The organism is Nocardioides sp. (genome assembly GCF_035503875.1).
Lineage (GTDB): Bacteria > Actinomycetota > Actinomycetes > Propionibacteriales > Nocardioidaceae > Nocardioides.
In genome coordinates, this window is the sequence record NZ_DATJTA010000022.1 from 52,099 (window position 1) to 78,774 (window position 26,676).

Annotated in this window: 27 protein-coding genes and 1 tRNA gene; 16 read left to right on the forward strand and 12 right to left on the reverse strand. The window is 73.6% G+C overall.

All coding sequences use genetic code 11. The features are described 5' to 3' along the window. Positions 1 to 71: 71 nt before the first annotated feature. Positions 72 to 821 (forward strand): ABC transporter ATP-binding protein, encoded by a 750-nt coding sequence (locus tag VMF51_RS05830; RefSeq protein WP_325473467.1) that lies wholly within the window; start codon positions 72 to 74, stop codon positions 819 to 821. Then, a complete protein-coding gene (locus tag VMF51_RS05835) occupies positions 818 to 3,217 on the forward strand; it encodes an ABC transporter permease (protein WP_325473468.1) in 2,400 nt (799 codons plus the stop codon). Before VMF51_RS05830 ends, VMF51_RS05835 begins: the two co-directional genes overlap by 4 nt. A 47-nt stretch (positions 3,218 to 3,264) precedes the next feature. On the opposite strand, the gene VMF51_RS05840 is transcribed toward VMF51_RS05835, so the two are convergent. Genes VMF51_RS05840 through VMF51_RS05850 form a run of 3 tightly spaced genes read right to left on the reverse strand, consistent with a single transcriptional unit; the run spans position 3,265 to position 5,204 of the window. Beyond that, positions 3,265 to 3,855: a YdeI/OmpD-associated family protein gene (locus tag VMF51_RS05840; RefSeq protein WP_325473469.1), complete on the reverse strand. Its 591-nt coding sequence runs from the start codon at positions 3,853 to 3,855 to the stop codon at positions 3,265 to 3,267. A 9-nt stretch (positions 3,856 to 3,864) separates the two neighbouring features. Beyond that, on the reverse strand, positions 3,865 to 4,482 hold the full coding sequence (locus VMF51_RS05845) for a dihydrofolate reductase family protein (protein ID WP_325473470.1): 618 nt from the start codon (positions 4,480 to 4,482) through the stop codon (positions 3,865 to 3,867). Between the two features lie 50 nt (positions 4,483 to 4,532). Further along, positions 4,533 to 5,204, reverse strand: coding sequence for a VOC family protein (locus VMF51_RS05850; protein ID WP_325473471.1), 672 nt, complete (start codon positions 5,202 to 5,204; stop codon positions 4,533 to 4,535). Positions 5,205 to 5,280: 76 nt separating this feature from the next. On the opposite strand from VMF51_RS05850, the gene VMF51_RS05855 reads away from it, so the two are divergent. Continuing rightward, complete coding sequence (locus tag VMF51_RS05855) at positions 5,281 to 6,657, forward strand: MFS transporter (RefSeq protein ID WP_325473472.1); 1,377 nt, start codon at positions 5,281 to 5,283, stop codon at positions 6,655 to 6,657. Here VMF51_RS05855 and VMF51_RS05860 read toward each other — a convergent pair. The 3 genes from VMF51_RS05860 to VMF51_RS05870 are packed head-to-tail and all read right to left on the reverse strand — an operon-like array spanning position 6,632 to position 8,764. Further along, positions 6,632 to 7,117 carry a DUF3060 domain-containing protein gene (locus tag VMF51_RS05860; RefSeq protein WP_325473473.1) on the reverse strand — a complete coding sequence of 162 codons (486 nt, stop codon included), beginning with the start codon at positions 7,115 to 7,117 and terminating at the stop codon, positions 6,632 to 6,634. The two genes, VMF51_RS05855 and VMF51_RS05860, sit on opposite strands and share 26 nt — an antisense overlap. A 16-nt stretch (positions 7,118 to 7,133) precedes the next feature. Further along, the gene (sigJ, locus tag VMF51_RS05865; RefSeq protein ID WP_325473474.1) at positions 7,134 to 8,030 is read right to left on the reverse strand and encodes an RNA polymerase sigma factor SigJ; all 897 of its coding nucleotides are present in this window, start codon (positions 8,028 to 8,030) and stop codon (positions 7,134 to 7,136) included. Beyond that, a complete protein-coding gene (locus tag VMF51_RS05870) occupies positions 8,027 to 8,764 on the reverse strand; it encodes an SDR family oxidoreductase (RefSeq protein WP_325473475.1) in 738 nt (245 codons plus the stop codon). Before VMF51_RS05870 ends, sigJ begins: the two co-directional genes overlap by 4 nt. A 236-nt stretch (positions 8,765 to 9,000) precedes the next feature. On the opposite strand from VMF51_RS05870, the gene VMF51_RS05875 reads away from it, so the two are divergent. Further along, positions 9,001 to 9,324 carry a TfoX/Sxy family protein gene (locus VMF51_RS05875; RefSeq protein ID WP_325473476.1) on the forward strand — a complete coding sequence of 108 codons (324 nt, stop codon included), beginning with the start codon at positions 9,001 to 9,003 and terminating at the stop codon, positions 9,322 to 9,324. Between the two features lie 62 nt (positions 9,325 to 9,386). On the opposite strand, the gene VMF51_RS05880 is transcribed toward VMF51_RS05875, so the two are convergent. Next, the gene (locus VMF51_RS05880) at positions 9,387 to 10,037 is read right to left on the reverse strand and encodes a 3-oxoacid CoA-transferase subunit B (RefSeq protein WP_325473477.1); all 651 of its coding nucleotides are present in this window, start codon (positions 10,035 to 10,037) and stop codon (positions 9,387 to 9,389) included. Beyond that, positions 10,034 to 10,804 (reverse strand): CoA transferase subunit A, encoded by a 771-nt coding sequence (locus VMF51_RS05885; RefSeq protein ID WP_325473478.1) that lies wholly within the window; start codon positions 10,802 to 10,804, stop codon positions 10,034 to 10,036. Before VMF51_RS05885 ends, VMF51_RS05880 begins: the two co-directional genes overlap by 4 nt. 103 nt (positions 10,805 to 10,907) lie before the next feature. Here VMF51_RS05885 and VMF51_RS05890 point away from each other — a divergent pair, with 103 nt between their 5' ends. The 3 genes from VMF51_RS05890 to VMF51_RS05900 are packed head-to-tail and all read left to right on the forward strand — an operon-like array spanning position 10,908 to position 13,895. Next, positions 10,908 to 11,669, forward strand: coding sequence for an IclR family transcriptional regulator (locus tag VMF51_RS05890; RefSeq protein WP_325473479.1), 762 nt, complete (start codon positions 10,908 to 10,910; stop codon positions 11,667 to 11,669). A 31-nt stretch (positions 11,670 to 11,700) separates the two neighbouring features. After that, complete coding sequence (locus tag VMF51_RS05895) at positions 11,701 to 12,711, forward strand: ArsA-related P-loop ATPase (protein ID WP_325473480.1); 1,011 nt, start codon at positions 11,701 to 11,703, stop codon at positions 12,709 to 12,711. After that, positions 12,711 to 13,895 carry an ArsA family ATPase gene (locus VMF51_RS05900; RefSeq protein ID WP_325473481.1) on the forward strand — a complete coding sequence of 395 codons (1,185 nt, stop codon included), beginning with the start codon at positions 12,711 to 12,713 and terminating at the stop codon, positions 13,893 to 13,895. Before VMF51_RS05895 ends, VMF51_RS05900 begins: the two co-directional genes overlap by 1 nt. A gap of 42 nt (positions 13,896 to 13,937) precedes the next feature. Here VMF51_RS05900 and VMF51_RS05905 read toward each other — a convergent pair whose 3' ends face one another. After that, positions 13,938 to 14,237, reverse strand: coding sequence for a WhiB family transcriptional regulator (locus VMF51_RS05905; protein ID WP_325473482.1), 300 nt, complete (start codon positions 14,235 to 14,237; stop codon positions 13,938 to 13,940). A 278-nt stretch (positions 14,238 to 14,515) separates the two neighbouring features. On the opposite strand from VMF51_RS05905, the gene VMF51_RS05910 reads away from it, so the two are divergent. Further along, positions 14,516 to 16,759, forward strand: a complete 2,244-nt coding sequence (locus VMF51_RS05910) for a transglycosylase domain-containing protein (RefSeq protein ID WP_325473483.1) — start codon at positions 14,516 to 14,518, stop codon at positions 16,757 to 16,759. A 24-nt stretch (positions 16,760 to 16,783) separates the two neighbouring features. Here VMF51_RS05910 and VMF51_RS05915 read toward each other — a convergent pair whose 3' ends face one another. Then, on the reverse strand, positions 16,784 to 17,242 hold the full coding sequence (locus VMF51_RS05915; RefSeq protein WP_325473484.1) for a GatB/YqeY domain-containing protein: 459 nt from the start codon (positions 17,240 to 17,242) through the stop codon (positions 16,784 to 16,786). Between the two features lie 26 nt (positions 17,243 to 17,268). On the opposite strand from VMF51_RS05915, the gene VMF51_RS05920 reads away from it, so the two are divergent. The 8 genes from VMF51_RS05920 (at position 17,269) to VMF51_RS05955 (ending at position 24,292) form a co-directional block, all read left to right on the forward strand. After that, positions 17,269 to 18,192 carry a metallophosphoesterase gene (locus VMF51_RS05920; RefSeq protein ID WP_325473485.1) on the forward strand — a complete coding sequence of 308 codons (924 nt, stop codon included), beginning with the start codon at positions 17,269 to 17,271 and terminating at the stop codon, positions 18,190 to 18,192. 88 nt (positions 18,193 to 18,280) lie between these two features. After that, positions 18,281 to 18,357 (forward strand) — tRNA-Pro (locus tag VMF51_RS05925). Positions 18,358 to 18,460: 103 nt separating this feature from the next. Beyond that, positions 18,461 to 18,865 (forward strand): hypothetical protein, encoded by a 405-nt coding sequence (locus VMF51_RS05930; RefSeq protein ID WP_325473486.1) that lies wholly within the window; start codon positions 18,461 to 18,463, stop codon positions 18,863 to 18,865. Positions 18,866 to 18,892: 27 nt separating this feature from the next. After that, positions 18,893 to 20,149, forward strand: a complete 1,257-nt coding sequence (locus VMF51_RS05935) for a sensor histidine kinase (RefSeq protein WP_325473487.1) — start codon at positions 18,893 to 18,895, stop codon at positions 20,147 to 20,149. Further along, positions 20,146 to 20,823 carry a response regulator transcription factor gene (locus tag VMF51_RS05940; RefSeq protein WP_325473488.1) on the forward strand — a complete coding sequence of 226 codons (678 nt, stop codon included), beginning with the start codon at positions 20,146 to 20,148 and terminating at the stop codon, positions 20,821 to 20,823. The genes VMF51_RS05935 and VMF51_RS05940 overlap by 4 nt, the downstream gene beginning before the upstream one ends. A 95-nt stretch (positions 20,824 to 20,918) precedes the next feature. Next, entirely contained in the window at positions 20,919 to 21,683 is a 765-nt protein-coding gene (locus VMF51_RS05945; protein ID WP_325473489.1) for an ABC transporter ATP-binding protein, read from the forward strand. 5 nt (positions 21,684 to 21,688) lie between these two features. Then, on the forward strand, positions 21,689 to 23,566 hold the full coding sequence (locus VMF51_RS05950; protein WP_325473490.1) for an ABC transporter permease: 1,878 nt from the start codon (positions 21,689 to 21,691) through the stop codon (positions 23,564 to 23,566). Between the two features lie 12 nt (positions 23,567 to 23,578). After that, positions 23,579 to 24,292, forward strand: a complete 714-nt coding sequence (locus VMF51_RS05955; protein WP_325473491.1) for a hypothetical protein — start codon at positions 23,579 to 23,581, stop codon at positions 24,290 to 24,292. On the opposite strand, the gene VMF51_RS05960 is transcribed toward VMF51_RS05955, so the two are convergent. After that, positions 24,293 to 25,339, reverse strand: a complete 1,047-nt coding sequence (locus VMF51_RS05960; RefSeq protein ID WP_325473492.1) for an aspartate-semialdehyde dehydrogenase — start codon at positions 25,337 to 25,339, stop codon at positions 24,293 to 24,295. Next, positions 25,336 to 26,604, reverse strand: a complete 1,269-nt coding sequence (locus VMF51_RS05965) for an aspartate kinase (protein WP_325473493.1) — start codon at positions 26,602 to 26,604, stop codon at positions 25,336 to 25,338. Before VMF51_RS05965 ends, VMF51_RS05960 begins: the two co-directional genes overlap by 4 nt. Positions 26,605 to 26,676 lie beyond the last annotated feature (72 nt).

A 26,676-nucleotide genomic window follows, 5' to 3' on the forward strand; every position in this document is an offset into this window, starting at 1 on the left:
TCCCTGGGTCGTACGACGGACCAGTCTCCGGCCTGACGATCCGAGGGGCCGAGATCCGAAGACTCGTCGGCATGACGCAGACAGCCCTTCCCTCCACCTCCACGACCGCGGCGAGTGCGCGCGGCCTGACCCGCACCTACGGCCGGGGTGACGCGCAGGTGCACGCGCTGCGCGGCGTCGACCTGGACGTCCCGGCCGGGCGGTTCACGGCGATCATGGGTCCGTCCGGCTCGGGCAAGTCGACGCTGATGCACTGCCTCGCCGGTCTCGACCAGCCCACGTCCGGGACGGTGACGGTCGCCGGGCAGGACCTGGAGTCGATGAACGACGACCGGCTGACGATCTTCCGGCGCGAGCACCTCGGCTTCGTCTTCCAGTCCTTCAACCTGCTGCCGATGCTGACCGCAGGGCAGAACATCCTGCTGCCCCTGGAGCTCGCCGGCCGCCCGGTCGACCGAGAGCGCTACGACCTGCTCGCGGCCACCCTCGGGCTCGGCGACCGGCTCGGGCACCGGCCCAGCGAGCTGTCGGGCGGTCAGCAGCAGCGGGTCGCGATCGCCCGCGCGCTGATCACCAGCCCGGCGATCGTCTTCGCCGACGAGCCGACCGGCAACCTCGACAGCGAGTCGTCGGCCGAGGTGCTCGGCGTCCTGCGTCAGTCGGTGCGCGAGCTCGGCCAGACCGTCGTGATGGTGACCCACGAGCTGGACGCGGCGGCGTACGCCGACGACGTCGTGGTGATCGCCGACGGCGCCGTGCGCGCGCACCTCGTCGACCCGACCGCCGACGAGCTGGTCGCGACGCTGCGGGGCGAGCGATGAGGACCGTGCTGCTCGCATCGATGCGCGTCCACGCCCGGCGGTACGTCGCCGCTGCGGTCGCGATCGTCATCGGCGTCTCGTTCGTCGTGGTGACCAGCGCACTCTCGTCGGCCACCAAGGACGGCCTGGTCGCCGGGGTCGGTCTGCCGTACCGGGGCGCCGACTCGGTGGTCTCCGAGATCGGTGGCGACGACGCCGCGGAGGTCGTACGGCGGGCCGCGGACGTCGGCGACAGCGCCGCCGTGCTCGGCTACGTCACGCTGCCGGTCACCTCCGACGGCGCCGTCGTCGACCAGGACGCCGACGTCGCGGCCGTCGCCGACGACACGGCCCTGCGCTGGCAGGAGCTGCGCGACGGCGACTGGCCGTCCGGGCCGGGCGAGGCGGTCGCGGACCTCAACGACGCCAAGTCCAACGGTCTGGAGATCGGGGACCGGGTGCGGGTCGGCGCCGGGAGTCGCGCCGTCGAGGCCGAGGTCGTGGGCTTGGTCGACAGCCCGGCTGCCACTGCCGGGGCGTCGCTGTACCTGCCCTGGTCCGACGTGGCGCGCTGGACGTCGAGCATCTACGTGGACAGCGTCGCGTACGCCGGCGACGGGGCCGAGTCCGCCGCGCGCGGCACCGGTGCCCTCGTCCAGCCGGCCGACGAGTTCGTCCAGGACCGGCAGGCCGAGCTCACCCGCGAGGTCGACGTGATCGCCATCCTGCTGCTGGTCTTCGCCGTGATCGCCCTGTTCGTGTCGGTGCTGGTCATCGCCAACACCTTCTCGATCCTGTTCGCCCAGCGGCAGCGCGACCTCGCCCTGCTGCGCTGCGTCGGCGCGACCCGGCGTCAGCTGCTCCGCTCGATCCGGGTCGAGGCGCTCGCGCTCGGCGCGGCCTCGGCCGGGCTGGGCCTGGTCGTCGGGACGGCGCTCGGCTACGCGCTGGTGGCGATCGCCCGCGGCCAGCTGCCGACCGGCACCATGGGCGACGCCGCCGTCTCGCCCAGCTGGTACGCCGGCGCGTTCGCGGTCGGCCTGCTCGTCACCGTGGTTGCCGCCTGGCTGCCAACTCGCAAGGTGGTGCAGGTCAGCCCGCTGGCCGCCCTGCGCCCCGACACCGGGGTCGACGTCCGCAGCGCCTCGGGCCGGGTCCGCACCGCCGCCGGCGTACTGCTGATCCTCGGCGGTGCCGCGCTCCTCGGCGTGGCGGTCTCCGCCCACGAGGTGGTGGCGATGCTGGCCGGCGGGACGCTCGCGTTCACCGGGGTCCTGGTCCTCGGCCCGCTGGTCGTGCCCGCGCTGGTCCGCGCGGCCGGGTCGCTCGGCCGCGGCACCACCGCACGGCTCGCCACCGGCAACGCGGTGCGCAACCCGCGTCGTACGGCCGCGACCACGGCGTCCCTGCTCGTCGGCGTCACCCTCACCACCGCCGTGCTGACCGGGCTCGCGAGCTCGCGCAGCTCGGTCGACGACGACATGAACGTCTCGCACCCGGTCGACATGGCACTGACCTCGGCGTCGGCACCGCTGCCCGACACCCTGCTCGCGGACGTCAGGGCGACCTCGGGCGTGCACGCCGCGGTCGCGCTCGACGGCGCGGTCGCCGAGATCGCCGGCATCGGGAAGCTCCCGGTCGTGGCCTCCCGCCCGGCGACGGACGTCGTCCGCGACGACACCGTCGCCCTGCCCGAGCCCGGGGTGATCTCGCTGCCGTACGACGTGCTGCCGGACGGCGAGATCCCCGCGCGGGTCGCGGTCTCGGTCGACGGCCGCACCGAGCGGTTGCGCGTCTCGACCGGCGAGGGCTGGGGCGAGGCCGGACTGGTCGCGTCCGAGACGCTCGCCCGGCTGGTCGCCCAGCCGCTGCCGCACGCGGTGTGGGTGCGCGCCGACGACGCGGCCGACGCCGAGGACCTCGCCGGTGACCTGGGTGCACTCGCCACCAACGCCGACGCCGACCTCGCGGACGGGCTGGCGGCTCGCGCGTGGGTCGAGCTGCAGCTCGACGTGCTCGCCGGCGCGGTGGTGGCCCTGCTCGGGATCGCTGTGGTGATCGCCCTGGTCGGCATCGCCAACACCCTCGGCCTGTCGGTGCTCGAACGGGCCCGGGAGAACGCCCTGCTCCGGGCGCTCGGCCTGACCCGCCGCCAGCTGCGCCGGATGCTGGCCGCCGAGGCCGTGCTGCTCTCGGTGGTCGCCACGGTGCTCGGCACGCTGATCGGCGTGGTGTTCGCCTGGGTCGCCGTACGGACCCTGGTCGGCGCGGCGGTCGACGACGCGGCGGTGGTGCTGCCGTGGGGCCAGCTCGCGATCGTCGTCCTGGTCGCCGGCGTCGCCGGCCTGCTGGCCGGGGTGCTTCCGTCCAGGCGGGCAGCGAGAGTAGCGCCAGCAGCCGGGTTGTCCCTCGACTGAGTCGTGTCCCCGAGCGTGCGCTCCGGCGCGCGCTCAGGGACACGACCTCAGGACGGGCGGGCCTTCTGGGGGTAGAAGGTCTCTCCCCGGGCGAGCATCGCGACGAACTCACCGATCTTGCGCTCGCGGGTCTCGGCCCGCTTGACCGCTCCCAGCCGGTGGATCATCGCGAACCGGTTGGCCTTGGTCAGCACGTCGAACATCGCCTGGGCCGCCGGGTCGGCCGCGATCGCAGCGAGCAGGTCGGCGGGCACCTCGGCCCGCGAGGGCGGGGCGTACGCCTCGTCCCACCGGCCGTCGGCCTGCGCGGCCTCGACCGCGGCCCGCCCGGCGGGCGCCATCCGGCCCTCCGACTCCAGCCGGGCGACCAGGCCGACGTTGACCTGCGACCAGCGGCTGCGGGCGGTGCGCGGGGTCATCCGCTGGTACGACGTCGCGGCGTCCCGGCGGCGCGCCTGGCCGTCGATCCAGCCGAAGCACAGCGCCTCGTCGAGCGCCGCCGCGCGGTTCAGCGCGGTGACGTCGCCGCCCTTCTTGGTCAGCACCAGCCAGACCCCCGGCGAGTCCGCGTGGTGCTCCTCGAGCCAGGCCCGCCACGCGGCGGCGTCGGGGACGAGCAGCTCCTCCAGATCGGCCATGGGCCGAACCTAGTGGGCAGGACCGACAGTGCCGACGGCGTACCGCACGTGGGTGGCGTACGGAGCCGGGTGCACGCTCAGGATCTCCAGCTCCACGTCGTGCTCGAAGCCGTCGAAGAGCCGCTTGCCACCGCCCAGCACGACCGGCGCGGTGGACAGGACGAGCTCGTCGGCGAGGCTGGCCGCCAGCGCCTGCCGGATGACGTCGGCGCCGCCGGCGAGCGACACGGCCCTGCTTCCGGCCTCCTCGCCCGCCCAGGCCAGCGCGGTCGCGAGATCGCCCACGAAGGTGAAGCCGCTCTCCACCGGGGGCGCGTCGTCGAGGCCGTGGGTGACGACGAACATCCGGCCGGGGAACGGGTTCGTGCCGCCCCAAGCCCCCGCGGCGTCGTACATGCCCCGGCCGCAGACGCCGGCACCGATCTCGGCCACCAGCGGCTCGTAGAAGGCGCGGTCCTCGGGCGACATGCCCCCGAGGTCGCGCTCCGAGTCGTAGGTCCACGGCCCGCCGAAGACCCAGTGGTGCAGCCGCTCCCCGCCCCGCCCGAGACCCTGACCGGGCCGGTCGTCCGGTCCCGTCACGTAGCCGTCGACCGAGACCGTGATGCTCGCGATGACCTTGCCCATGCCGCTACCGACCGCCGCCGTACGGCGAACTCATCGCGCGCCGAGCGACCTCAGTCGGTGAACACGCAGAACTCGTTCCCCTCCGGATCGGCGAGCACGGTCCAGCGGATCTCCGGGTCGCGCCGCCGTACGACGGACGCGCCGGCCGCGACGAGCGCGTCGAGGTCGGACGTCGCGACGTCCCAGTGGATCCGGTTCTTCACCGTCTTGGGCTCGGGGACGGGCGCGAAGACGAGGTACGCGAACGGCGCGCCGTCGATGTCCTCGACCGACCAGGCACCGCCCTCCTCCCCGTCCACTCGAGCGCCGAGGACACCGCCCCACCACCGGGCGGTCCGCTCGGGGTCGACGCTGTCGACGACGATCTCGTAGAGCCGCTCGTCGGGCACCTGCTCGCGCTCGAAGACGCACAGCTCACCGCCCTCGGGGTCACGCAGCACCTGCCAGCGGCGCGAGTCGAGGTCGAGCGCCGTGGCCCCCAGCGCGAGCACGTCGTCCACGCTCGCGGCGTGCAGGTCGAGGTGCACGCGCTGCTTGACCGTCACCGGCTCCGGCACCGGGTTCACCCAGACCGTGTGCCGGGGCGTGCGGCCGGTGAGCTGCACGAGCCCGTCTCCCCGCTCGCGCACCTCTCGACCGAGGACGCCGGCCCAGAACCGGCCGGCCAGCAGCGGGTCGACGGCGTCGACGCAGAGGTCCTGGTACGTCGCGAGGGCGGGCATGGCTCCCGGCTACCCGAGGGCGCACCGCGGAAAACCGCATTGACCTCAAGTGCGGTCGAAGTCCTACCGTCGCCGGGTGACCCTGACCGCCCCTGCTCGGCCGCGCGAGCGGCTGCTCTCCCCGACGTACGCCGCCACGACGATCGGCATGTTCGCGCTGTGCGCGTTCGTGGCGTTCGAGGCGACGGCGGTGACGACGGTGATGCCGACGGTCGCCGACCGGCTGGACGGCGTCGGGCTCTACGCGCTGTCCTTCGCCGCTCCCCTGGCCAGCGGAGTCGTCGGCATGGTGGCGGCGGGCGGCTGGAGCGACCGTCGCGGCCCGGCGGTGCCGCTGGGGATCGCCCTGGTGGTCTTCTCGCTCGGGCTGATCGTCTGCGGGACCGCCCCCACCATGGAGGTGCTGGTCGCCGGCCGGGTGCTGCAGGGCCTGGGCGGCGGCGCCCTCACCGTCTGCCTGTACGTCGTGGTCGGGCTGGTGTTCCCGGCCACGTTGCAGCCCGCGATCTTCGCCAGCTTCGCCGCCGCCTGGGTGCTGCCGTCGTTGTTCGGTCCGGCGCTGGCCGCCTTCGTGGCCCACACCGTCGGCTGGCGCTGGGTGTTCCTCGGCGTGGTCGTGCTCGTGGCGGTCGCCGCCGGACTGATCGCTCCGGCCCTGCGCCGGGTCGAGTTCGCGGCTGCCGACAACACGTTCCCGATGGGCCGACTGCTGTGGGCGCTCGCGGCGGCGGCCGCCGTACTCGCCTTCGAGCTGCTCGGGTCCCGGCGCGGAGCCCTGCTGGCGCTGGCCGTGATCGCCCTCGTGGTGATCGCCACCGCGCTGCGTCGGCTGCTGCCGGCGGGTGCCCTGCGGGCGGCACGGGGGTTGCCGGCGGTCGTGGCCACCCGCGGCATGCTCAGCGCCTCGTTCTTCTGCGCGGAGGCCTACATCGTCTTCGTCCTGCAGGAGCAGTGGGGACAGAGCGCCGGACGGGCCGGCCTCGCGCTGACGATCGTCGGGGTCGTGTGGGCCGCGGCGAGCCAGGTGCAGTCCCGGCTCGGGTCGCGCGTCTCGGACCGGGCCGCGATGGTCTGGGGCACCGGACTGGTCCTCGGGGGCACCGCCCTGCTCGCCCTGGTGGTGGCCGCCGACGTGCACCCGGCGCTCGCCGTGGCGTCGTACGTCGTCGCCGGGGCGGGGATGGGCTTCGGCTACCCACGGACCGGTGTCGCGATGCTCGCCGCGTCCTCCGACGCCGACCGCGGGTTCAACTCCTCGGGCCTCTCGATCGCCGACTCGCTCGGCGGCGCCTTCGCGCTCTCGGCGTCGGGCATCGTCTACGCGACGGCGGAGCACGCCGGGGTCGGACCGTTCGTCCCCGTCTTCGTGCTCGCCGCCGCGTTCGCGGTGCTCGGCGTCGTCGCGGCGACCCGCTCGTCGGTGGCGCCTACCGCCGCTTCGGCACCCGGATGACGTTGCCGGCGCCGGAGACCCTGACCTTGGTACGGCCCTTGGCGACGACGACCTTGTTGCTCGCGCCGCGGACCGCGACGGCGGGGACCCGGGCCAGCCGCGCCACGTTGCCCGCGCCGCGGATCGACAGGGACGACGCGCGGGTGAAGCGCAGCTTGGCGCTGGAGCCGATCATCCGGACCGCACCCGCGTTGCCGGAGACCCGGACGGTCGTGCCGCTCGCGCGCACGGTCAGTCGCTCGGCCGAGGAGAGGTTCACCTTGAGGCTGCTGCCCTTGACCGTGACCTTCGAGCAGGCCCCGGTCAGGGTGTAGTTCTCCCCGGTGCCGCTGAGCGTGACCGGCCCGGAGGAGCAGTCGAGGACGACGGCGGCCGAGGCGGGCACCGGGGTCGCGGTCAGGGAGACGGCCACCAGGGCGACGGCGGACAGGGCGAGCGCGGGGGCGCGGAGGATCGTCACGCGTCCTCCCTGCCCGCTAGGAGGACTCTTCAAGCGCGATGCCGGCCAGCTTGTCGGGCGCGCGCACGATGTCGACCCGGGTGACCCGGTCGTCGTCGACGGTCAGCGAGAGCACGGCCGAGACCCGCCCGTCGTCCTCCACGACCGCGAAGCCGGTCGCGCCGTTGACCTCGACGACCACCGACCGCCCCGTCCCGGCGGCGGTACGGCGCAGGACGCCGAGCACGAAGCGGCCGACCCGGTCCGGCCCGTACACGGGGCGCCGGGCCGAGTTGACCACCCCGCCGCCGTCGCCGGTGAGCACGATCTCGGGATCCAGCGTCCGCATCAGGGCGTCCAGGTCGCCCCCGGCGGCCGCAGCCGCGAACGCGGCGACGACCCGGTCGTGAGCGGGCCGGTCGACGTCCACGCGCGGCGTCCGGTCCGCGACGTGGCGGCGGGCCCGGCTGGCGAGCTGGCGGACCGCGTCGGGGGTGCGCCCCACCGCAGTCGCGACCTCCGGGAAGGGCATCCCGAACAGGTCGTGCAGCACCCACGCGGTCCGCTCCGCCGGGCTGAGCTGCTCGAGGACGACGAGCAGCGCGTAGCGCACCGACTCGTCGAGGGTGACCCGTTCGGCGGGGTCGGCCTGCGCCGCCGGTGCGGTCACGATCGGCTCGGGCAGCCAGGGGCCGACGTACTCCTCCCGGCGGACGCGGGCCGAGCGCAGCACGTCCAGCGCGGCGCGCGAGACCGCGACCGTCGACCAGCCGAGGACGTCGCGGACGGGGTCCCGTCGGTCCGCCTCCACCAGACGCAACCAGCAGTCCGCGACCACGTCCTCGGCCTCGGCGTGGCTGCCGAGGATCGCGTACGCGACCCGGACCAGCCGCGGGCGCGCGGCGTCGTACTCCTCGGCGAGGCGGTCGCTCACCCGGCCAGCCAGGCGTCGAAGGTGATCCGGCCGCGCGGGCCGTCGGTGCTGGGGCACAGCGAGCCGTCGCGCATCCCGCGGCCGGCGGCACCGGGGAGGGGCAGCCCGACGACGCGGCGGCCCAGGCCGCGCGCCTTCGAGACCCGTCGCGCGAGGTCGACCATCGCGAGCCGCTCCGGGCCGGCGAGGTCCGGCACCCGACCCGACGGTCCCGCCTCCGCGAGGTCGACCAGCGCCTCCGCGACCTCGACGGCGGCCACCGGCTGGCTGAGCATCCGCGGCACGACGGAGAACGGGCCGACGCGGACGAAGCCCAGCGCTTGCTCGGCGAACTCGTGGAACTGCGTCGCCCGCAGGATGCTCCACCCGACCGGGGCCTCGCGGACCAGGCGCTCCTGGAGCTGCTTGCCGCGGTAATAGCCGGTCGGCACGTCGTCGATCCCCACGATCGACAGCGCGATGTGGTGCCGTACGCCGGCCTGCTGCTCGGCCGCGACCAGGGTGCGGGTGACAGACCCGAAGAACGCCTCGGCCTCCTCCTGCTTCTGGGTCGGCACGCTGGTGACGTCGACGACGGCGTCGACCCCGTCCAGGCGCTCCGCCAGCCCGGCACCGGTGGTCAGGTCGACCCCCACCGAGCGGGCCAGCCCGACGACCTCGTGCCCGCGGGCTCGCGCCACCTCGACGACGTACTTCCCCACCACTCCGGTGGCTCCGGCGACGGCGATCCTCATCGGACGACCTCCGGGTGGGTGGGGGTGTGCTGCTTCATCACGGTATGCAGGCGAGTCTGCACCTCCCACGGCGTACCCGGCATGGGAACCGCGGGTCCGGCTGCATCCCGTGATGAAGCAGCGACGACCACGGCGGCTGGAATGGTGAATGCGCTCATACCCGGAGGACGAGACAGCCCCGACGACTGTGACACGAGGGCCTACCCGGAGAAGGTGTTCCGCGCCACACTGCCCTCATGGCGTACGACGAGCAGCTGGCCGCCCGGGTCCGCGAGACGCTCCAGGGGCACGGCCCGGTCGAGGAGAAGGCGATGTTCGGCGGCCGGGGCTTCCTGGTCGGCGGCAGCCTCGCGGTCTGCGCGAGCCACGACGGCGGGCTGCTCGTCCGCGTCGACGCCGCCGACCAGGAGGCGCTGCTCGGCGAGCACGTCGTACCGATGGAGATGGGCGCGCGCATCTCGCGCACCTGGGTCCGGGTCGCCCCGGGCGACCTCGGGCCGGGCCGGCTCGAGGCGTGGGTCGAGCGTGGGACCGCGACCGCCGAGGGCCTGGCCCGCTGAGCGCCGAGCCGGCAGTAGGTTCTGCCGACTCGACGCGCAACTTCTGCCGACTCGACAGGTAACTACTGCCGACTCGGGGCGAGGGTGGGTTCGGTCTTGTCGCGGACCTCGTCCTCGGTGACGCCCGGGGCGAGCTCGACGAGCTGCAGGCCGCCACCCTCGGACGCGGGGGTGACGTCGATGACGCAGAGGTCGGTGATGATCCGCTGGACGACGCCGCGGCCGGTGTAGGGCAGCGAGCACTCGTTCACGATCTTGTACGAGCCGTCCTTGGCGACGTGCTCCATCAGCACGATCACCCGCTTGGCGCCGTGGACCAGGTCCATGGCGCCGCCCATGCCCTTGACCATCTTCCCGGGGATCATCCAGTTCGCGATGTCGCCGGTGGCCGAGACCTGCATGGCGCCCAGGATGGCGGCGTCGATCTTGCCGCCGCGGATCATCCCGAACGACGTCGCGGAGTCGAAGATCGAGGCGCCGGGGCGCAGCGTGACGGTCTCCTTGCCGGCGTTGATCAGGTCCGGGTCCTCGTCGCCGTCGAGGGGGTACGCGCCCGTGCCGAGCACGCCGTTCTCCGACTGCAGCACCAGCTCGACGCCGTCGGCGACGTAGTTGGGGACCAGCGTCGGCAACCCGATGCCGAGGTTGACGTACGACCCGTCCGTCAGCTCCGAGGCCGCCCGCGCGGCCATCTCCTCACGCGTCCAGCTCATCGGGGTCGCACCGTCCTCTTCTCGATCCGCTTGTCGGCTGCCTGCTCTGGGGTCAGCTCGACCACGCGGTGCACGAACACGCCCGGCGTGTGCACCTGGTTGGGGTCGATCTCGCCGGGCTCGACCAGCTCCTCGACCTCCGCGACCGTGACCCGGCCGCACATCGCGGCCAGCGGGTTGAAGTTGCGGGCGGAGTCGCGGAAGACCAGGTTGCCGTGGCGGTCGCCCTTCCAGGCCCGGACCAGCCCGAAGTCGGCGACGATCGCGTGCTCGAGCACGAACTCCTTCGGCCCTTCGGGGGTCTCGAAGACCTGGGTCTGCTTGGCCGGCGAGGAGACGACCACGTTGCCGGCGTCGTCGTACCGCCAGGGCAGTCCGCCCTCGGCCACCTGGGTGCCGACGCCGGTCGCGGTGAAGAACGCCGGGATGCCCGAGCCGCCGGCCCGCATCCGCTCCGCGAGCGTGCCCTGCGGAGTCAGCTCGACCTCGAGCTCGCCGGCGAGGTACTGCCGCGCGAACTCCTTGTTCTCCCCGACGTACGACGCCACCATGCGCCGCAGCCGACCGGCCTCCAGCAGCAGCCCGAGCCCCCAGCCGTCCACGCCGGCGTTGTTCGAGACCGCCTGGAGATCCTTCGTGCCGGCCTCCAGCAGCGCCGCGATCAGCACCGACGGGATGCCGCACAGCCCGAAGCCACCGACGGAGATCGTCGCCCCGTCGGGGATGTCCGCGACGGCCTCGGCCGCCGTACCCACCACCTTGTCCATGTCTCCCATCACAGCCAGCGGCCCCGCGCGCGTCAACGACCGGCCACCCAGCAGACGGCGATCAGTCGGCACGTGAGAAACGGTCCGCGCTAGCGTTCACTGGGTGAACACCCCCTCGGACGTCGTCGGCCGGGTCGGCGCCGTCCTGCGGGCGGTCTCCGCCCACGAGCCGGACGGTGCGACGACCTCGACCGTCGCCCGCTCGGCGGGCCTGCCGCGGCCGACGGGACACCGGCTGCTGACCTCGCTGCACGCGCAGGGCCTGGTCGAGCGCGACCCCGCCACCGGTCGCTGGCTGCTCGGCCCCGAGCTGTTCTTCCTCGGCACCACCGCCGCGCCCCGGTACGACGTCACCGCGCTCGCCCAGCCCTTCGTCCGCCGGCTCGCGCAGGTCACCGGCGAGAGCGCCTTCTTCTCCGCACGCCGCGGCGACGAGACGATCTGCCTGCTCCGCGAGGACGGCAGTTTCCCGATCCGCAGCCACGTGCTGTCCGCGGGCGTCCGGTTCCCGCTCGGCGTCGCCTCGGCAGGCATGGTCGTGCTCGGCCACCTCTCCGACCGCGAGGTCGACGCCTACCTCGCGCACACCGACCTCGTGCCGGAGTTCGGCCCCCGGCACGCGCCCGCGGAGGTGCGGGCGCAGGTGGCCCGCACCCGCGAGCACGGATACGCCGTCAACCCCGGCCTGGTCGTCGAGGGCAGCTGGGGCATGGGCGCGGCGGTCTTCGACGGGGACGGCCTGCCGCGGTGGGCGCTCAGCCTCACCGGCGTCGCCCACCGGTTCTCCGACGAGCGCCGCCCCGAGCTCGGCGCGCTGCTGCTCCGCGAGGCCCACGAGCTCGGCCGCGCCCTGATCCACCGTTAGTTCCGGCGCCGATCTGGCTAACCTTCTGGCCATGACGGAGGCGGCGTGGTCACAGGTGCGCCTGCACGTGGTCACCGGCAAGGGCGGCACCGGCAAGTCGACGGTCGCGGCGGCGCTCGCGCTCGCACTCGCCTCGCACGGGCGCAACGTGCTGCTCTGCGAGGTCGAGGGCCGTCAGGGCATCGCCCGGATGTTCGACGTCGACCCGCTCCCGTACGCCGAGCGCCGGATCGCCACCGGCCTGCCCAGCGATGACGGCGACCAGCACGCGGGCGTCGTCCACGCCCTGCACATCGACCCGGAGTCGGCGCTGCTGGAGTACCTCGCCATGTACTACAAGCTCGGCCGCGCCGGCCGCGCGCTCGACCGGTTCGGGGTGATCGAGTTCGCCACCACGATCGCGCCCGGCGTACGCGACGTGCTGCTCACCGGCAAGGTCTTCGAGGCGGTCCAGCGCAACAGCCGCAACCGCGGCGCCCAGCGGTACGACGCCGTCGTGCTCGATGCCCCGCCGACGGGTCGGATCGCGCAGTTCCTCAACGTCAGCGGCGAGCTGGCCGGGCTCGCCAAGGTCGGGCCGATCAAGAGCCAGTCCGACACGATGATGACGCTGTTCCGCTCGCCCCGGACCGCCGTGCACCTCGTCACGGTCCTGGAGGAGATGCCGGTCCAGGAGACCGTCGACGGCATCGCGGAGCTGCACGCGAACGGGCTGCCGGTCGGCGGGGTCGTCGTCAACCGGGTGCGCCCGCGCGACATCGCCGACGCCGACCTGGTGGCGACCCGGTCCGCCGGACTCGACAAGGAGGCACTCCGCGAGGACCTGGAGGCCGCCGGCGTCGACGCGACCAAGACCCTCGTCGACGGGCTGGCCGCCGAGGCGCGCGACCACGCCGAGCGCCGAGCTCTTGAAGACGCCCAACGCGCCGTGGTGGCGCAGATCGAGGCGCCGTCGTACGAGCTGCCGCTGCTGGCGGGCGGCATCGACCTGGGCGGCCTCTACGACCTCGCCGCCCGGCTCCGCGAGCAGGGGATGGCCTGATGGCCGCCGCCCGCCCCGCCCGGCCCCGCGTCGGTCCCCTGGCCGCCCGTCCCGGCGCGGCGCCCTCGCTCGACGTCGACGCGCTCCTGGACGACCGGACGACCGGGATCATCGTGTGCTGCGGCTCCGGCGGCGTCGGCAAGACCACGACGTCCGCGGCACTGGCGCTCCGGGCCGCCGAGCGCGGCCGCAAGGTCGTGGTGCTGACCATCGATCCGGCGCGGCGTCTGGCCCAGGCGATGGGCATCCAGCAGCTCGACAACACCCCCCGGCCGGTGACCGGCGTCGACGCGGCGGCGGGCGGCAGCCTCGACGCGATGATGCTCGACATGAAGCGCACCTTCGACGAGGTGGTCGAGAGCCAGGCCAGCCCGGAGAAGGCGCAGCAGATCCTGGAGAACCCCTTCTACATCGCCCTGTCGAGCTCGTTCGCCGGCACCCAGGAGTACATGGCGATGGAGAAGCTCGGGCAGATCCACGCGGATGCCCAGCGCGACGGCAGCTACGACCTGATCGTCGTCGACACCCCTCCGTCGCGCTCGGCCCTGGACTTCCTGGACGCGCCCGAGCGGCTCTCCAGCTTCCTCGACGGCCGGTTCATCCGGCTGATGCTGACGCCGGCGAAGGGACCCGCCCGGCTGATGAGCGCCGGCTTCGGGATCGTCACCAACGCGCTGACCAAGGTCCTCGGCGGCCAGGTGCTGCGCGACGTGCAGACCTTCGTCGCCGCGCTCGACACCGTCTTCGGCGGCTTCCGCGCCCGGGCGCAGAAGACCTACGCGCTGCTCCAGGCCGACGGTACGGCGTTCCTCGTCGTCGCCGCGCCCGAGCCCGACGCGCTGCGCGAGGCGGCGTACTTCGTCGAGCGGCTCGGGGAGGACCGGATGCCGCTGGCCGGACTCGTGGTCAACCGGGCGAGCCCGGCACCCCGCGGTCGGCTCTCCGCCGACGAGGCGATGGCGGCCGCGGCCCGGTTGCGCAAGCGCAACCCGACCTCGCTGACCGCCGGGCTGCTGCGCCTGCACGCGGACCGCGTCCGCACGACCGAGCGCGAGGCGACCCTGCGGGACCGCTTCGCCGCCGCGCACCCGCACGTCGCGACCGCCGTCGTGCCGGCGCTGCCGACCGACGTGCACGACCTCAAGGGCCTGCGCCGCGTCGGCGCGCTGCTCGCCAAGGGCTGAGCAGCATTCGGGCCGAGCCCGGCGTACGTACGACCGGTGGCGTCAGGCGTGGATGACCGGCGTGGTGGCGGACTGCCCGCCCTGCTCGCGCGCCGTCTCCAGCATCGTGCGCCACGAGGCGTTCGGCCGTCGGCGCAGCAGCGCGCGGCGCTCCCGCTCCGTCATGCCGCCCCAGACGCCCCACTCGATCTGGTTGTCGAGCGCCTCCGCGAGACACTCGGTGCGCACGGGGCAACCCGAGCACAGCTGCTTGGCCTTGTTCTGCTCGGCGCCTCGCACGAACAGCTGGTCCGGCGACGCCGTCCGGCACGCGGCACGCGGCGTCCAGTCCTCAACCCACATGTTTGATGTCCCCACATCGTCCGAGACAGGTCGCGTCCCCATGACGCGCTGTTCCCGGAGTTCCCTCGCGGCTTAAGTTAAGGAACGCTGAGAACGGCAGACAGACACAAAGGGCTCAGATTCACTAGTCCGAACTAACTAGTCATTTCGGACTATGCGGACCTTGGGGCAGACCTTGGGGCAGACCTCGGGGCTCCCTCGGGGCCGCGGACGCGGCGTACCGTAGCCCACACTCGCGGAAGGCCGGACCGTCCCCGTGCTCCCGTACCCTGGGAGCCATGCCGTCGTCCTCACAGCCGCCCGCCTCGCCGCCGCCCGACCCCCGCGGCGAGCGCCTGACCACGAGCACGGTGCTCTCGCACGTCGCCGTGATGCTCGCCGTCTCGGCCGTGCTGGGCGTCATCGTCGCCGGCCTGGCGATCCCCTTCGCGGGCGTGGTGGGCATCGGCGCGCGCAACGCCTCCGAGGCGATCTCCGACCTGCCCGAGGAGCTCGACACCGGCGTCCTCCCCCAGCGCACGCAGATCCTGGACCGCCAGGGCCAGGTGATGGCGACGATCTACGACCAGAACCGGGTCGAGGTCTCGCTCTCCCAGATCTCGCGCACGATGGTGAAGGCGATCGTCGCCATCGAGGACTACCGCTTCTACGAGCACGGCGCCCTCGACCTCAAGGGCACCCTGCGCGCCTTCCTGACCAACGCGGCCAACGACGGCGCGACCGTGCAGGGCGGCTCCTCGATCACCCAGCAGCTGGTCAAGCAGACGCTGGTGACCCAGGCGACCACCGACGAGGAGCGCCGCGAGGCGACCGCCACCGACTACGCCCGCAAGCTGCGTGAGCTGCGCTACGCCATCGCCATGGAGGAGGAGCACAGCAAGGACTGGATCCTCGAGCGCTACCTCAACATCGCCTACTTCGGCGACGGCGCGTACGGCATCCAGGCGGCGGCCAAGCACTACTTCAACGTCAACGCGCGCAAGCTCGACCTGCGCCAGTCCGCGATGCTCGCCGGTCTCGTGCAGAGCCCGGACGCGCTCGACCCGACCGACAACCCCGACCGGGCGCTGGCGCGCCGCAACGTCGTCCTGGATCGGATGGCCCAGCTCAACGTCATCCCCCAGGAACGGGCCGACCGGGTCAAGCAGCGCTCCCTCGGGCTGAACGTGCAGCCCGCCAACAACGGCTGCACCTCCGCCTCCGCGCCGTTCTTCTGCGACTACGTCCTGAAGTACCTCATGCGCGACAAGTCGCTCGGCAAGACCGTCGCCGAGCGGGAGCAGCTTCTCAAGTCCGGCGGCCTGACGATCAAGACCACCCTGGACCAGCGGTTCCAGGACGGCGCCGACGCCGCGGTCCAGGACACCGTCTCGCCTCAGGCGCAGGCGATCGGCGGCCTGGCGATGGTCGAGCCCGGCACCGGCGAGGTCCGCGCGGTCGCCCAGTCCCGCCCGATGGGGCGCGACAAGAAGGCCGGCCAGACGTTCATCAACTACGCCGTCAACCAGAAGTACGGCGCCGCCAAGGGCTTCCAGGGCGGCTCGACGTTCAAGGCGTTCGTGCTCGCCCAGGCGATCGAGGACGGCATCCCGCTCTCGAAGTCGATCTTCTCGCCCAACCCCGGCACCTTCCAGGAGGAGGACTACGAGGACTGCGACGGCGAGCCCTACGGCTACGGCCAGTTCACGGTCCCCAACTCCACGACCGGCAGCATCAACGCCAACATGTACAACGGCACCCGGCTGTCGGTGAACACCTTCTTCCTCGGCCTGGAGAAGGAGACCGGCATCTGCGAGCCGTTCAACCTGGCCAAGAAGATGGGCCTGGACCTCGACAACCCCACCGGTGACGAGCGGGGCAACGGCGCCGAGCGGATCCCCAACTTCACCCTCGGCACCGCCGACGTGAGCCCGCTGGAGATGGCCGAGGCGTACGCCACCTTCGCCGCCCGCGGCAAGCACTGCGACGCCCGACCGGTGACGGCGATCGAGGACAGCAAGGGCAACGTGCTCAAGAAGTACAAGCCGACCTGCACCCAGGTGCTGCAGGAGAGCACGGCCGACGCCGTCAACGACATCCTGCGCGGCGTCATCGAGGGCGGATTCGCCTCGGCCCAGAACCTCGGCCGCGACGCGGGCGGCAAGACCGGGACGACCAACAACGGCAACTCGGTGTGGTTCGTCGGCTACACGCCGACGATGGCGACGGCGGCGATGATCGCCGGCGCCAACCAGGAGGGCTCGCCGTCCAGCCTGATCGGCGTCAACATCGGGTCGTCCACCGTCTACAGCGCGTCCGGTACGCGCCTGGCCGCGCCGATCTGGGGCGCCGCGATGCGTACGGCGCTCCCGCACATCGACAACGCCGACTTCGTCTACCCCTCGGGCGTCCAGGGCGCCGGCGTGACCGCACCCGCCCCGCCGCCGCGGTCGAGCGGTGGCGGCGGTCGCGACGACGACAACGACCGCGGTGGTCGTGGCGGCCGTGGCGGCGGCAACGGCGGCGGCCGCGGCGGGCGCTGACCCCCGCGTGCCGCGGGGTCGCCGTCAGCCGAGCTGGCGGCGTACCTCCGCGGCGACGGCCGCGCCGTCCGCCCGGCCCTTGACCTGGGGCTGGACGACACCCATGACCTTGCCCATGGCCTTCATGCCCTCGCCGGCGGCACCGACCTGCTCGACGGCGGCCGTGACGATGGCCGAGATCTCCTCGACGCTGAGCTGCTGCGGCAGGTAGTCGGCGAGCACCTCGGCCTCGGCGCGCTCCTTGGCGGCCATCTCGGGGCGGTTGCCGTCGTCGAAGGCGACGGCGGCCTCGCGGCGCTTCTTCGCCTCCGTGGACAGCACGCCGATGACGTCGTCGTCGCTGAGCTCGCGGGCCTCCTTGCCGGCGACCTCGGCGTTGGTGAGGGCCGTCAGCACCATCCGCAGCGTGGAGGAGCGCACCTCGTCCCGGGCCTTGATGGCGGTGGTGAGATCGGCGCGGAGTCGGTCCTTCAGGGAGCTCATGCGGGCCATTGTGGCAGCCTTGCCACGTGCCCCTCACCCGTGTTCTCCCTCGGCTCCTGGGAGCGGGCGCGCTCGCCGGGGCCGGGCTCACGGCGTACGCCCTGGGCGAGGCCCGGCGCTACACGCTGCGGCACGTCGAGGTGCCGATCCTGCCGGCGGGGCAGCGCCCGCTGCGCGTCCTGCACCTGTCCGACCTGCACGTCACGCCGGGGCAGACGCGCAAGCTGGAATGGCTCGCCGGGCTGTCCGTGCTCCGTCCCGACCTGGTCGTCGACACCGGCGACAACCTGGCCCACCGCGAGGCGGTGCCCGCCGTCCGCGAGGCGCTCGGGCCGCTGCTCGACGTGCCGGGCGTGTTCGTGATGGGCAGCAACGACTACTTCGAGCCGTCCTTCCGCAACCCGTTCCGCTACCTGCTGCCCGACTCCGGGAAGCGGCACACCGACGTACCCCAGCTGCCATGGCGCGAGCTGCGCGACGGCTTCACCGAGCGCGGGTGGGTCGACCTGACCAACACCCGAGCCCGGCTGCAGGTCGGCGAGACGACGATTGCCTTCGCCGGGGTCGACGACCCGCACCTGCGCTACGACCGGCTCGAGGACGTCGCCGGACCGGCCGATCCCACGGCCGACCTGCGGCTCGGGGTCGCGCACGCGCCGTACCTGCGGGTGCTGGACCAGTACGCCGCCGACGGGTACGACGCCGTCCTCGCCGGCCACACGCACGGCGGCCAGGTGTGCCTGCCGGGCGGTCGCGCGCTGACCACCAACTGCGACCTGGACCCCGCGCGCGCCAGCGGCCTGCACCGCCACCCGGCCGACTCCCGCCCCGGCGATCCCGGCTCCGCATGGCTGCACGTCTCGGCCGGCCTCGGCACCAGCCCCTACGCCCGGATCCGGGTCGCGTGCCGCCCGGAGGCCACGCTGCTCACCTTCGTCCCGGCGAGCTGACCGACCGGCACCCGCGATTTCGAGGAGCCCCACCCGCTCCGGTATGCTCCCGTGCTTGTGAGCCCGGCCTTGGCCGATGCTCATGGATCGGGCTGTGGCGCAGCTTGGTAGCGCGCTTCGTTCGGGACGAAGAGGCCGCAGGTTCAAATCCTGTCAGCCCGACCAGATGATGTCCTCCGACATCGCGGACACCCGGACCTACGGAGACGTAGGTCCGGGTGTCCTGCATTTCCGGCAGGTCCGGCGTCCCGGCCCTAGGGTTCGGGGCATGAGGGCCAGGACGCTGTCCGTTCCGCTCGCGGTGCTCGCAGGCGTCGGTGGTGGGCGGCTGACCGCGATCGCGCTGCGAGCCGTCGTGCCCGCCTCGCGATCGAGGGTCCTGTCGGCCTCGCTGGTCCCGGTCGCGCTGGTCTACCCCCTCGCCCGGACGGCGGTCGACGACCGGCGGGCCGTGCTGAGGGAGGTCGGCGGGGTGGCGGCGATGGCGGCCGCGACGGCGCTGGCCGCCCGGAGCGACCGGTCCACCCGCGTCACGGCGTACGGCTGGCTCGCGCATGCCGCCTTCGACCTCGTCCACGATCCCGGCCGGGACTCGCGGCTCCCCGACTGGTACCCGGCACTCTGCGCGGGATTCGACGCCGGGGTCGCCTGGGACCTGCTCGCGAGGCCCTGAGCGACGCAGTGCCCGTACGCTGCGCCCATGGCGGGGCACCTGGCACGAGCGACCCGGGGCGACCTCCTGGTGGCCTCGGCCTGCGCGGTCCTGAGCCTGGCGATGCTGGTCCTGATCCCCCTCCTGGAGCAGGCCGACCCGGCCGCCGTCGACGGCGCGCCCGCCCCGGGTGGCGCCGCGTGGTGGGCGTCGGTCGTCGTCCTCCTCGTGCAGTCATCGGCGCTGGTGTGGCGTCGCACGCACCCCGAGGCCGTCGCCGCGCTGTCCGCGGCCGCGGTGCCGGTCGGGGCGGCGGTCGGGATGGGTCCGGCCCTCGGCCTGACGTCGGTGGCGCTGCTCGTCGCGGTCTACACGCTGGCGACGCTCCGCGCCCCGACCCGCCATCGGCCCCTGCTGGTGCTGATCGGCGTGCTGATCGCCAGCGGGCATCTCGCCGCCGCTCTCCGCACGGACCTGTCGGCCGGCCAGGCGGTCGGGACCGCGCTGCTGCAGGTCGTCAGCCTGATCGGCGCTCCGCTGCTCGTCGCCGCGCTCGTGGTGGCCCGGCGCGAGGCCCGGACGGCGAGCGCCGACCGGCTGCGAGCGCTCGCACGCGAGCAGGAGGCGCTGATCCAGGCGGCGGTCGCCCGGGAGCGGACCGCGATGGCCCGCGAGCTCCACGACATCGCCGCGCACCACCTGACCGGGATCGCGGTGATGAGCGCGGCCATCGCCGGCCAGATCGACACCGACCCCGCGGCCGCGAAGGCCTCCGTCGGGGAGGTACGACGCCAGAGCACGGCCGTCCTGCGCGACCTGCGCAGCCTGGTCGGCCTGCTGCGCGACCAGGACGAGTCCGCGGGCACGACCACCGGGGTCCGCGTCGAGACGCTGGCGGGCCTGCCCGAGCTGGTCGCCGGGGTCACGACCTCCGGGCAGGACGTGGGGCTGACCGTGCTCGGACCGGCCGACGGTCGGTCGCCGGACGCGGGGATCGGCCCGCTGGCCCAGCTGGCGGCGTACCGGATGGTCCAGGAGGCGCTCGCCAACGCGGCCCGGCACGCCCCCGGAGCCCGCTGCGAGGTCGAGGTCGACGACCGCGATCCCGCGGCCCTGGAGGTCACGGTGCGCAACGGTCCGGCCCCGCACCCGCCCGACCCCGGCGGGCGTGGTGGACTCGGGCTCGTGGGGATGCGGGAACGGGCCGAGCTGACCGGTAGCAGGCTCGAGGCGGGCATGACACCCGACGGCGGCTGGCTGGTCCGGCTGAGCATCCCGCGGGCCGAGCCGGTGGGGACGTCGTGATCCGGGTCGTGGTCGCCGACGACCAGCCGATGGTGCGCGCCGGCCTGACCGCCCTGCTCGACGCGGCACCCGACATCGAGGTCGTCGCCGCGGTGGCGGACGGCCGCGCAGCCGTCGACGCTGCCCGGGAGCACCGCGTCGACGTGGTGTGCACCGACATCCGGATGCCCGGCTTCGACGGCATCTCCGCGACCCGGGAGCTGAGCGGTCCCGACGTCGAGGAGCCGGTCGCGGTCCTGGTGCTGACGACCTTCGACCTCGACGAGTACCTCTTCGGCGCGCTGGAGGCCGGCGCGTCCGGCTTCCTGCTGAAGGACGCCGAGCCGGAGGAGCTCGTCGCCGCGGTCCGCTCGGTCGCCGCCGGCAACGGCACCATCGACACCTCGCTCACGAAGCGGGTGCTGCGCGAGGTGGTCACCCGTCGGGGCACCCGGCCGGTCGTGGCGAGCCCGGAGAACGGCCGCGCCACCGACCTGCTCACCGCACGCGAGCTGGACATCCTGCTGCTGCTCGCGCAGGGGATGGCGAACGAGGAGATCGCCGCCGAGCTCACCCTCGAGGTGTCGACGGTGAAGTCCCACCTGGCCCGGATGATGCCCAAGCTCGGTGTCCGCTCGCGGCTCCAGGCCGCGGTCTGGGCGTACCAGAACCGGATCGTCGAGGTCCCCGGCTGAGGGTCGCGCCGGGGTCGTTGCATCGAAGGATGGAACCCCGGATCTCCTCCTCACGCGGCTCGTGGACGGTGGCCTCGGATTCCTAGCGTGGCGGCATGACGATCCAGCACTCCGACCCGGCGCTCGGCGTCGCGACGCGCACCGTCGTACGCCTCGTCGACCTGCACAAGTCCTACCCGCACCGCACGGACCCGGTGCCCGCGCTGCGCGGTGTCTCGCTGAGCCTGACCAACGGCTCGTTCACCGCCGTCATGGGTCCGTCGGGCTCGGGCAAGTCCACCCTGCTCGCATGCGCGGCCGGGCTCGACCTACCCACCAGCGGCCGGGTGGTCGTCGGTGAGCGCGACATCAGCACCCTCTCCCCCGACGCGCTCACCCGCTTCCGGCGCGACCACGTGGGCTTCGTCTTCCAGGCCTACAACCTCGTCGACCACCTCACGGTCATCGACAACATCACCCTCCCGGTGGTCCTCGCCGGCCGTACGCCGGACGTCGAGTGGCTCGCCCGGCTGCTCGGGACCGTCGGGCTGGCCGGCCTGGAGCAGCGCCTGCCGGGCGAGCTGTCCGGCGGCCAGGCCCAACGGGTGGCCATCGCCCGCGCGCTCTACACCCGCCCCGACGTCGTCTTCGCCGACGAGCCCACGGGCGCCCTGGACTCCCGCTCGGCCGCCGTGGTCCTCGACGTCCTCCGCTCCACCGCCCGCGCGCTCGGCCAGACCGTCGTGGTCGTCACCCACGATCCCCAGGTCGCGGCAGCGGCCGACCGGGTGCTGTTCCTCGCCGACGGCCTGCTGGTCGACGAGCTCGAGCGGCCCGATGCGGAGCAGGTCGCCGCGCGGATGCTCGGGCTGGGGCGGTGAGCACGATGAGCGACCTCTGGCCCCTCGCCCGCCGCAGCGCGTGGGCGCACCGCGGCGGCCTGACGGGCACCGGCCTGGTGCTCGGTCTCGCCGGGGTGCTGCTGGCCGTCGCCGGGGTGCTCGCCGAGTCCGGGCTCCGGGGCGCCGACGGCGGATTCCTCCTGGTGCTGGCGAGCTCGTTCTCCGGCACCGTCAGCATGGTCGTCGTGCTGGTCGTGGCCGCCACGGTCTCCCTCGCGCTGCGCGGCCGACGCCGGGAGCTCGCCCTCCTGCGCACCGTCGGCGCCACCCGCGCCCAGCTGCGCGCGCTGATCGGGGCCGAGGTGCTCCTGGTCGGCGTGGTCGCGGCGCCACTCGGGGCGGTCGCGGGCGTCGTGCTGTCCCGGTTCCTGACCCCGATCCTTCGGGACGCGGGCGCGATCTCGGCGGGGGGCACGCTCGCCCTCAGCCCGTTGCCCGTCCTCGGCGCCGTCGCGGTGGTGCTCCCGGTCGCCTGGCTCTCCGCCCGGGTCGCCGCCCGGGAGACGCTGCGGGCCGCGCCGGGCCAGGCCGTCCGGGCCAGCGCCGTCGAGGCCCGCACGGTCGGCGCCGTACGACGCCTCGCGGCGCTCGCGGTCGGTCTGCTCGGCCTCGTGGCGGCGTTCAGCCCGCTCGTCGTACCCGGCACGATCGGCAGCGCGAGCGCCGCGACCTCGGCCTTCCTCCTCGTGGGCGCCGCCGCACTCGCCGGTCCGCTGCTCCTCAGCCGGGCGTTCTCCGGAGCTGCCCGCTGGGACCACCTCCTCGGACCCGCCGGGCGGCTCGCGACCGCCAACCTCCGCGGGTTCTCGCAGCGGCTCACGATCGTCGTCGTCCCGCTGGCCCTCGCACTCACCGCCGGTACCGCCCAGACCACCGTCGACCGCACGGTCGCCGAGGCCACCCGCGCACAGCTGACCGACGGCCTGGCCGCCGACCTGGTCGTCGCCGCACCCTCCCGGGTGAGCGAGGTCGCGGACCTCCCCGGCGTCGCCGACACGACGCTCATCGCCGGCGCGCCCGCCCGGGTGCGGACCGACGCCGACCTGGACGGCGTGCTCGACGCCCTGGCCTGGGAGCCCGCGGTCGTGCGGTCGCTCGTGCCCGGCGCGACCGGTCTCCTCGTCGATCCCGAGGTGAGCTCGGGATCGCTCGCCGACCTGGCCGAGCCGGGGACCGTCGCGATCAGCGGCGACGCGACGTTCGACACCGGCTTCCGTCTCGGGGGGACCGTCCCGCTGCGCTGGCCCGACGGGAGCACCGACCGGCTCCGGGTCGTCGCCGTGTACGAGCGCGGACTCGGCTTCGGGGACTACCTGGTCGGACCCGACGCGCCCGCCGGGCACCGTTCGGACAGGACGTCCGAGGCGCTGCTGGTCGACGCCGCGCCCGGAGCCGCCGACGAGGTCCGGGAGCGGCTCTCCGGGCTCGGGCTGACCGCGACGAGCCCGGCGTCGTACGCCGAGAGCGCCACCTCGGCGAGCAGCGCCGAACGCCGGCTCTCCACCGTGCTGCTGCTCGCCCTGCTGGCCTTCGTGTTCCTCGCCGCCGCCAACACGCTGGTCATGGTGACCGCCCGGCGGCGTACCGAGCTCGGGCTCTACGGACGCACCGGCGCCACCCGCGCGCAGCTGGTCCGGATGGCCGCCGTCGAGGCGCTGCTGACCGGCGGCCTGGCCTGGCTGATCGGCAGCGTGGCCGTGATGCCCGCGGTGCTCGGCGTCGGGTTCGGGATGCTCGGCCCCGCGGTCCCGCCGGTCGACGTGCCGTCGTACCTCCTGCTCAGCGCCGGTGTGCTCGCCCTGCCGCTGCTGACCGTGGTCCCGGTGGTCGTGCGAGCGACCCGCGCTCGATGTGCCGTCTGACACACTGGCCGTATGTCAGCCGACGACCGCGACCCGGGCGCGCCGTCCCTGGAGCCGCCCTCGTTGTTCCGGCGCCGACGCCGGACGAAGGCCGAGCCTGCGCCGGAGCCGACCGCCGACGAGCAGCCCACGGACGTGCTGGCGTCGGAGCCCGCGCCCGACCCGGTCCCCCGGCCGGTCCCGACGCCGGAGCCCTCCCCCACCCCGGTGCCGATCCCCGATCCCGTCCCGGATCCGGTCCCCCAGCCGCAGCCGGTCGAGCCCGCGCCGCTCTTCGCCGACGAGGTCGAGCCGGGCTCCACCCGGACCCTGACGGCCCCGGCTCCCCGGACGGTCCACGCCCCCGTCCTCACCGGCCTGGCCGCAGCCCTCGTCACCGGGCTCCTGGTCGGCCTGCTGCTGGTGCTGCTGACCGCCGGCGGGCAGCAGACGTGCGAAGCGGTCCAGGGCACGTCGTCGTGCGGCGGAGCGGGCTACCCGCTGATCCTCGCGATCCTGGTCGTCGCCGTCCTGGCCGGAGGCGCGCTGCTGCGCCGGGCCGGCGTGCCGGACCCGGGCAGCACCAGCTTCCTGGCCGTCGGGCTGCTCGCCGTGATCGCGCTGGTCTTCCTCGTGGAGTCGCTCGACTCCTGGTGGATGGTCGCGGTGATCCCCGTGGTCTCGATGGCGACGTACGCCGCCAGCCACTGGGTCACCACCGCGGTCATCGAGCCCGCGCGGGAGTGATCAGCGCGCGGCCGCGACCAGCTCCGCGATCTGCACGGTGTTGAGCGCCGCACCCTTGCGCAGGTTGTCGTTGCTGATGAACATCGCCAGCCCGCGACCCCCGTCGACGCCCTCGTCCTGCCGGAGGCGCCCGACGTACGACGGGTCCTGGCCGGCCGCCTGGAGCGGGTTCGGGATGTCGGACAGCTCGACGCCCGGTGCGCTCGCCAGCAGCTCGGTGGCACGCTCGACCGACAGCGGGTTCGCGAACTCGGCGTTGACCGACAGCGAGTGCCCGGTGAAGACCGGGACGCGCACGCAGATGCCCGACACCTTCAGCTCGGGGATGCCGAGGATCTTGCGGGACTCGTTGCGGAGCTTCTGCTCCTCGTCGGTCTCGTTCAGGCCGTCGTCGACGATCGAGCCGGCCAGCGGCAGCACGTTGTAGGCGATGGTGCGGGCGTACTTCACCGGCTCGGGGAAGGTCACGGCCGATCCGTCGTACGCCAGCTCGCGGGCCTTGTCGCCCGCCGAGGCGACCTGGGTGGCCAGCTCCTCGACGCCGGCGATGCCGGAGCCGGAGACGGCCTGGTAGGTCGACACGACCAGCCGGACCAGCCCGGCCTCCTCGTGCAGCACCTTGAGCGCGGGCATCGCGGCCATGGTGGTGCAGTTGGGGTTGGCGATGATGCCGCGGCCGGCCGCGATCACCGACGCGGCGGCGTCGGGGTTGACCTCGGAGACGACCAGCGGGATGGCCGGGTCCTTGCGGAAGGCGCTGGAGTTGTCGACGACGATCACGCCGGCGTCGGCGAACTTCGGGGCCAAGGCGCGCGAGGCGGTGGCGCCGGCCGAGAACAGCGCGACGTCGAGACCGGCCGGGTCGGCGGTCTCGGAGTCCTCGACGACGATCTCGCGGCCGGCGTACTGGAGCACCTTGCCGGCGGAGCGGGCCGAGGCGAAGAACCGGATCTGGTCGACCGGGAAGTCCCGCTCCTCCAGGATCTGGCGCATGGCGACGCCGACCTGTCCGGTCGCGCCGACGACGCCGATGTTGAGCCTGCTCATCGTCCGGTGCCCCCGTAGACCACGGCCTCGACCTCTTCGGCGTCCAGGTCGAAGGCGGAGTGGGTGGCGCGGACGGCCTCGTCGACCTGGGCGTCGGCGACGATCACCGAGATCCGGATCTCGGAGGTGGAGATCATCTCGATGTTGACGCCGGCGGCGGCGAGCGAGGCGAAGAACTTCGCGGTGATGCCCGGGTGCGAGCGCATGCCGGCGCCGATCAGCGACACCTTGCCGACCTGGTCGTTGTAGAGCAGCTGCTCGTAGCCGACCTCGTCCTGGATCCGCGCCAGCGCGGTCATCGCGGTCTGGCCGTCGGCCCGCGGCAGCGTGAAGGAGATGTCGGTGCGGCCGGTGGCGGCGGCGGAGACGTTCTGGACGATCATGTCGAGGTTGGCCTCGGTGGTGGCGAGCGCCTCGAAGATGCGGGCGGCCTCGCCGACCTTGTCGGGCACGCCGACCACGGTGATCTTGGCCTCGCTGCGGTCGTGGGCGACGCCCGCGATGATCGCCTGTTCCATCTGAGCTCCCTGTGCGTCGGGGATGATCCAGGTGCCTTCCTTCTGTGAGAAGGACGAGCGCACGTGGACGGGCATGTTGTAGCGACGGGCGTACTCGACGCACCGCAGGTGGAGGATCTTGGCGCCGGAGGCCGCCATCTCGAGCATCTCCTCGGTGGAGAGGCGGTCGAGCTTGCGGGCGGCGGGCACGATCCGCGGGTCGGCGGTGAACACGCCGTCGACGTCGCTGTAGATCTCGCAGACGTCGGCGCCGAGCGCGGCGGCCAGCGCGACCGCGGTCGTGTCGGAGGCACCGCGACCCAGGGTCGTGACGTCCTTGGTGTCCTGGGAGACGCCCTGGAAGCCGGCGACGATCGCGATCGCGCCGTCCTTGATCGCGGCCTCGATGCGGCCCGGCGTGATGTCGATGATCTTCGCCCGGCCGTGGGCGGAGTCGGTGATCACGCCCGCCTGGGAGCCGGTGAAGGACTGCGCCTTGTGGCCCAGCTGGGCGATCGCCATCGCGACCAGCGCCATCGACATCCGCTCACCCGCGGTGAGCAGCATGTCCAGCTCGCGCGGCGGCGGCAGCGGCGTCACCTGCTCGGCCAGGTCCCGGAGCTCGTCGGTCGTGTCGCCCATCGCGGAGACCACCACGACGACGTCGTGGCCGGCCTTGCGGGTGTTGACGATCCGTTGCGCGACGCGCTTGATGCCGTTCGCATCAGCGACGGACGAGCCGCCGTACTTCTGCACGACAATGCCCACGGTGCTTCCTCGAGGTCGGTGTGTACGGCGGGCCGCCGACAGGACTCAGCCTGCGCCAGACGGGGTGACGGC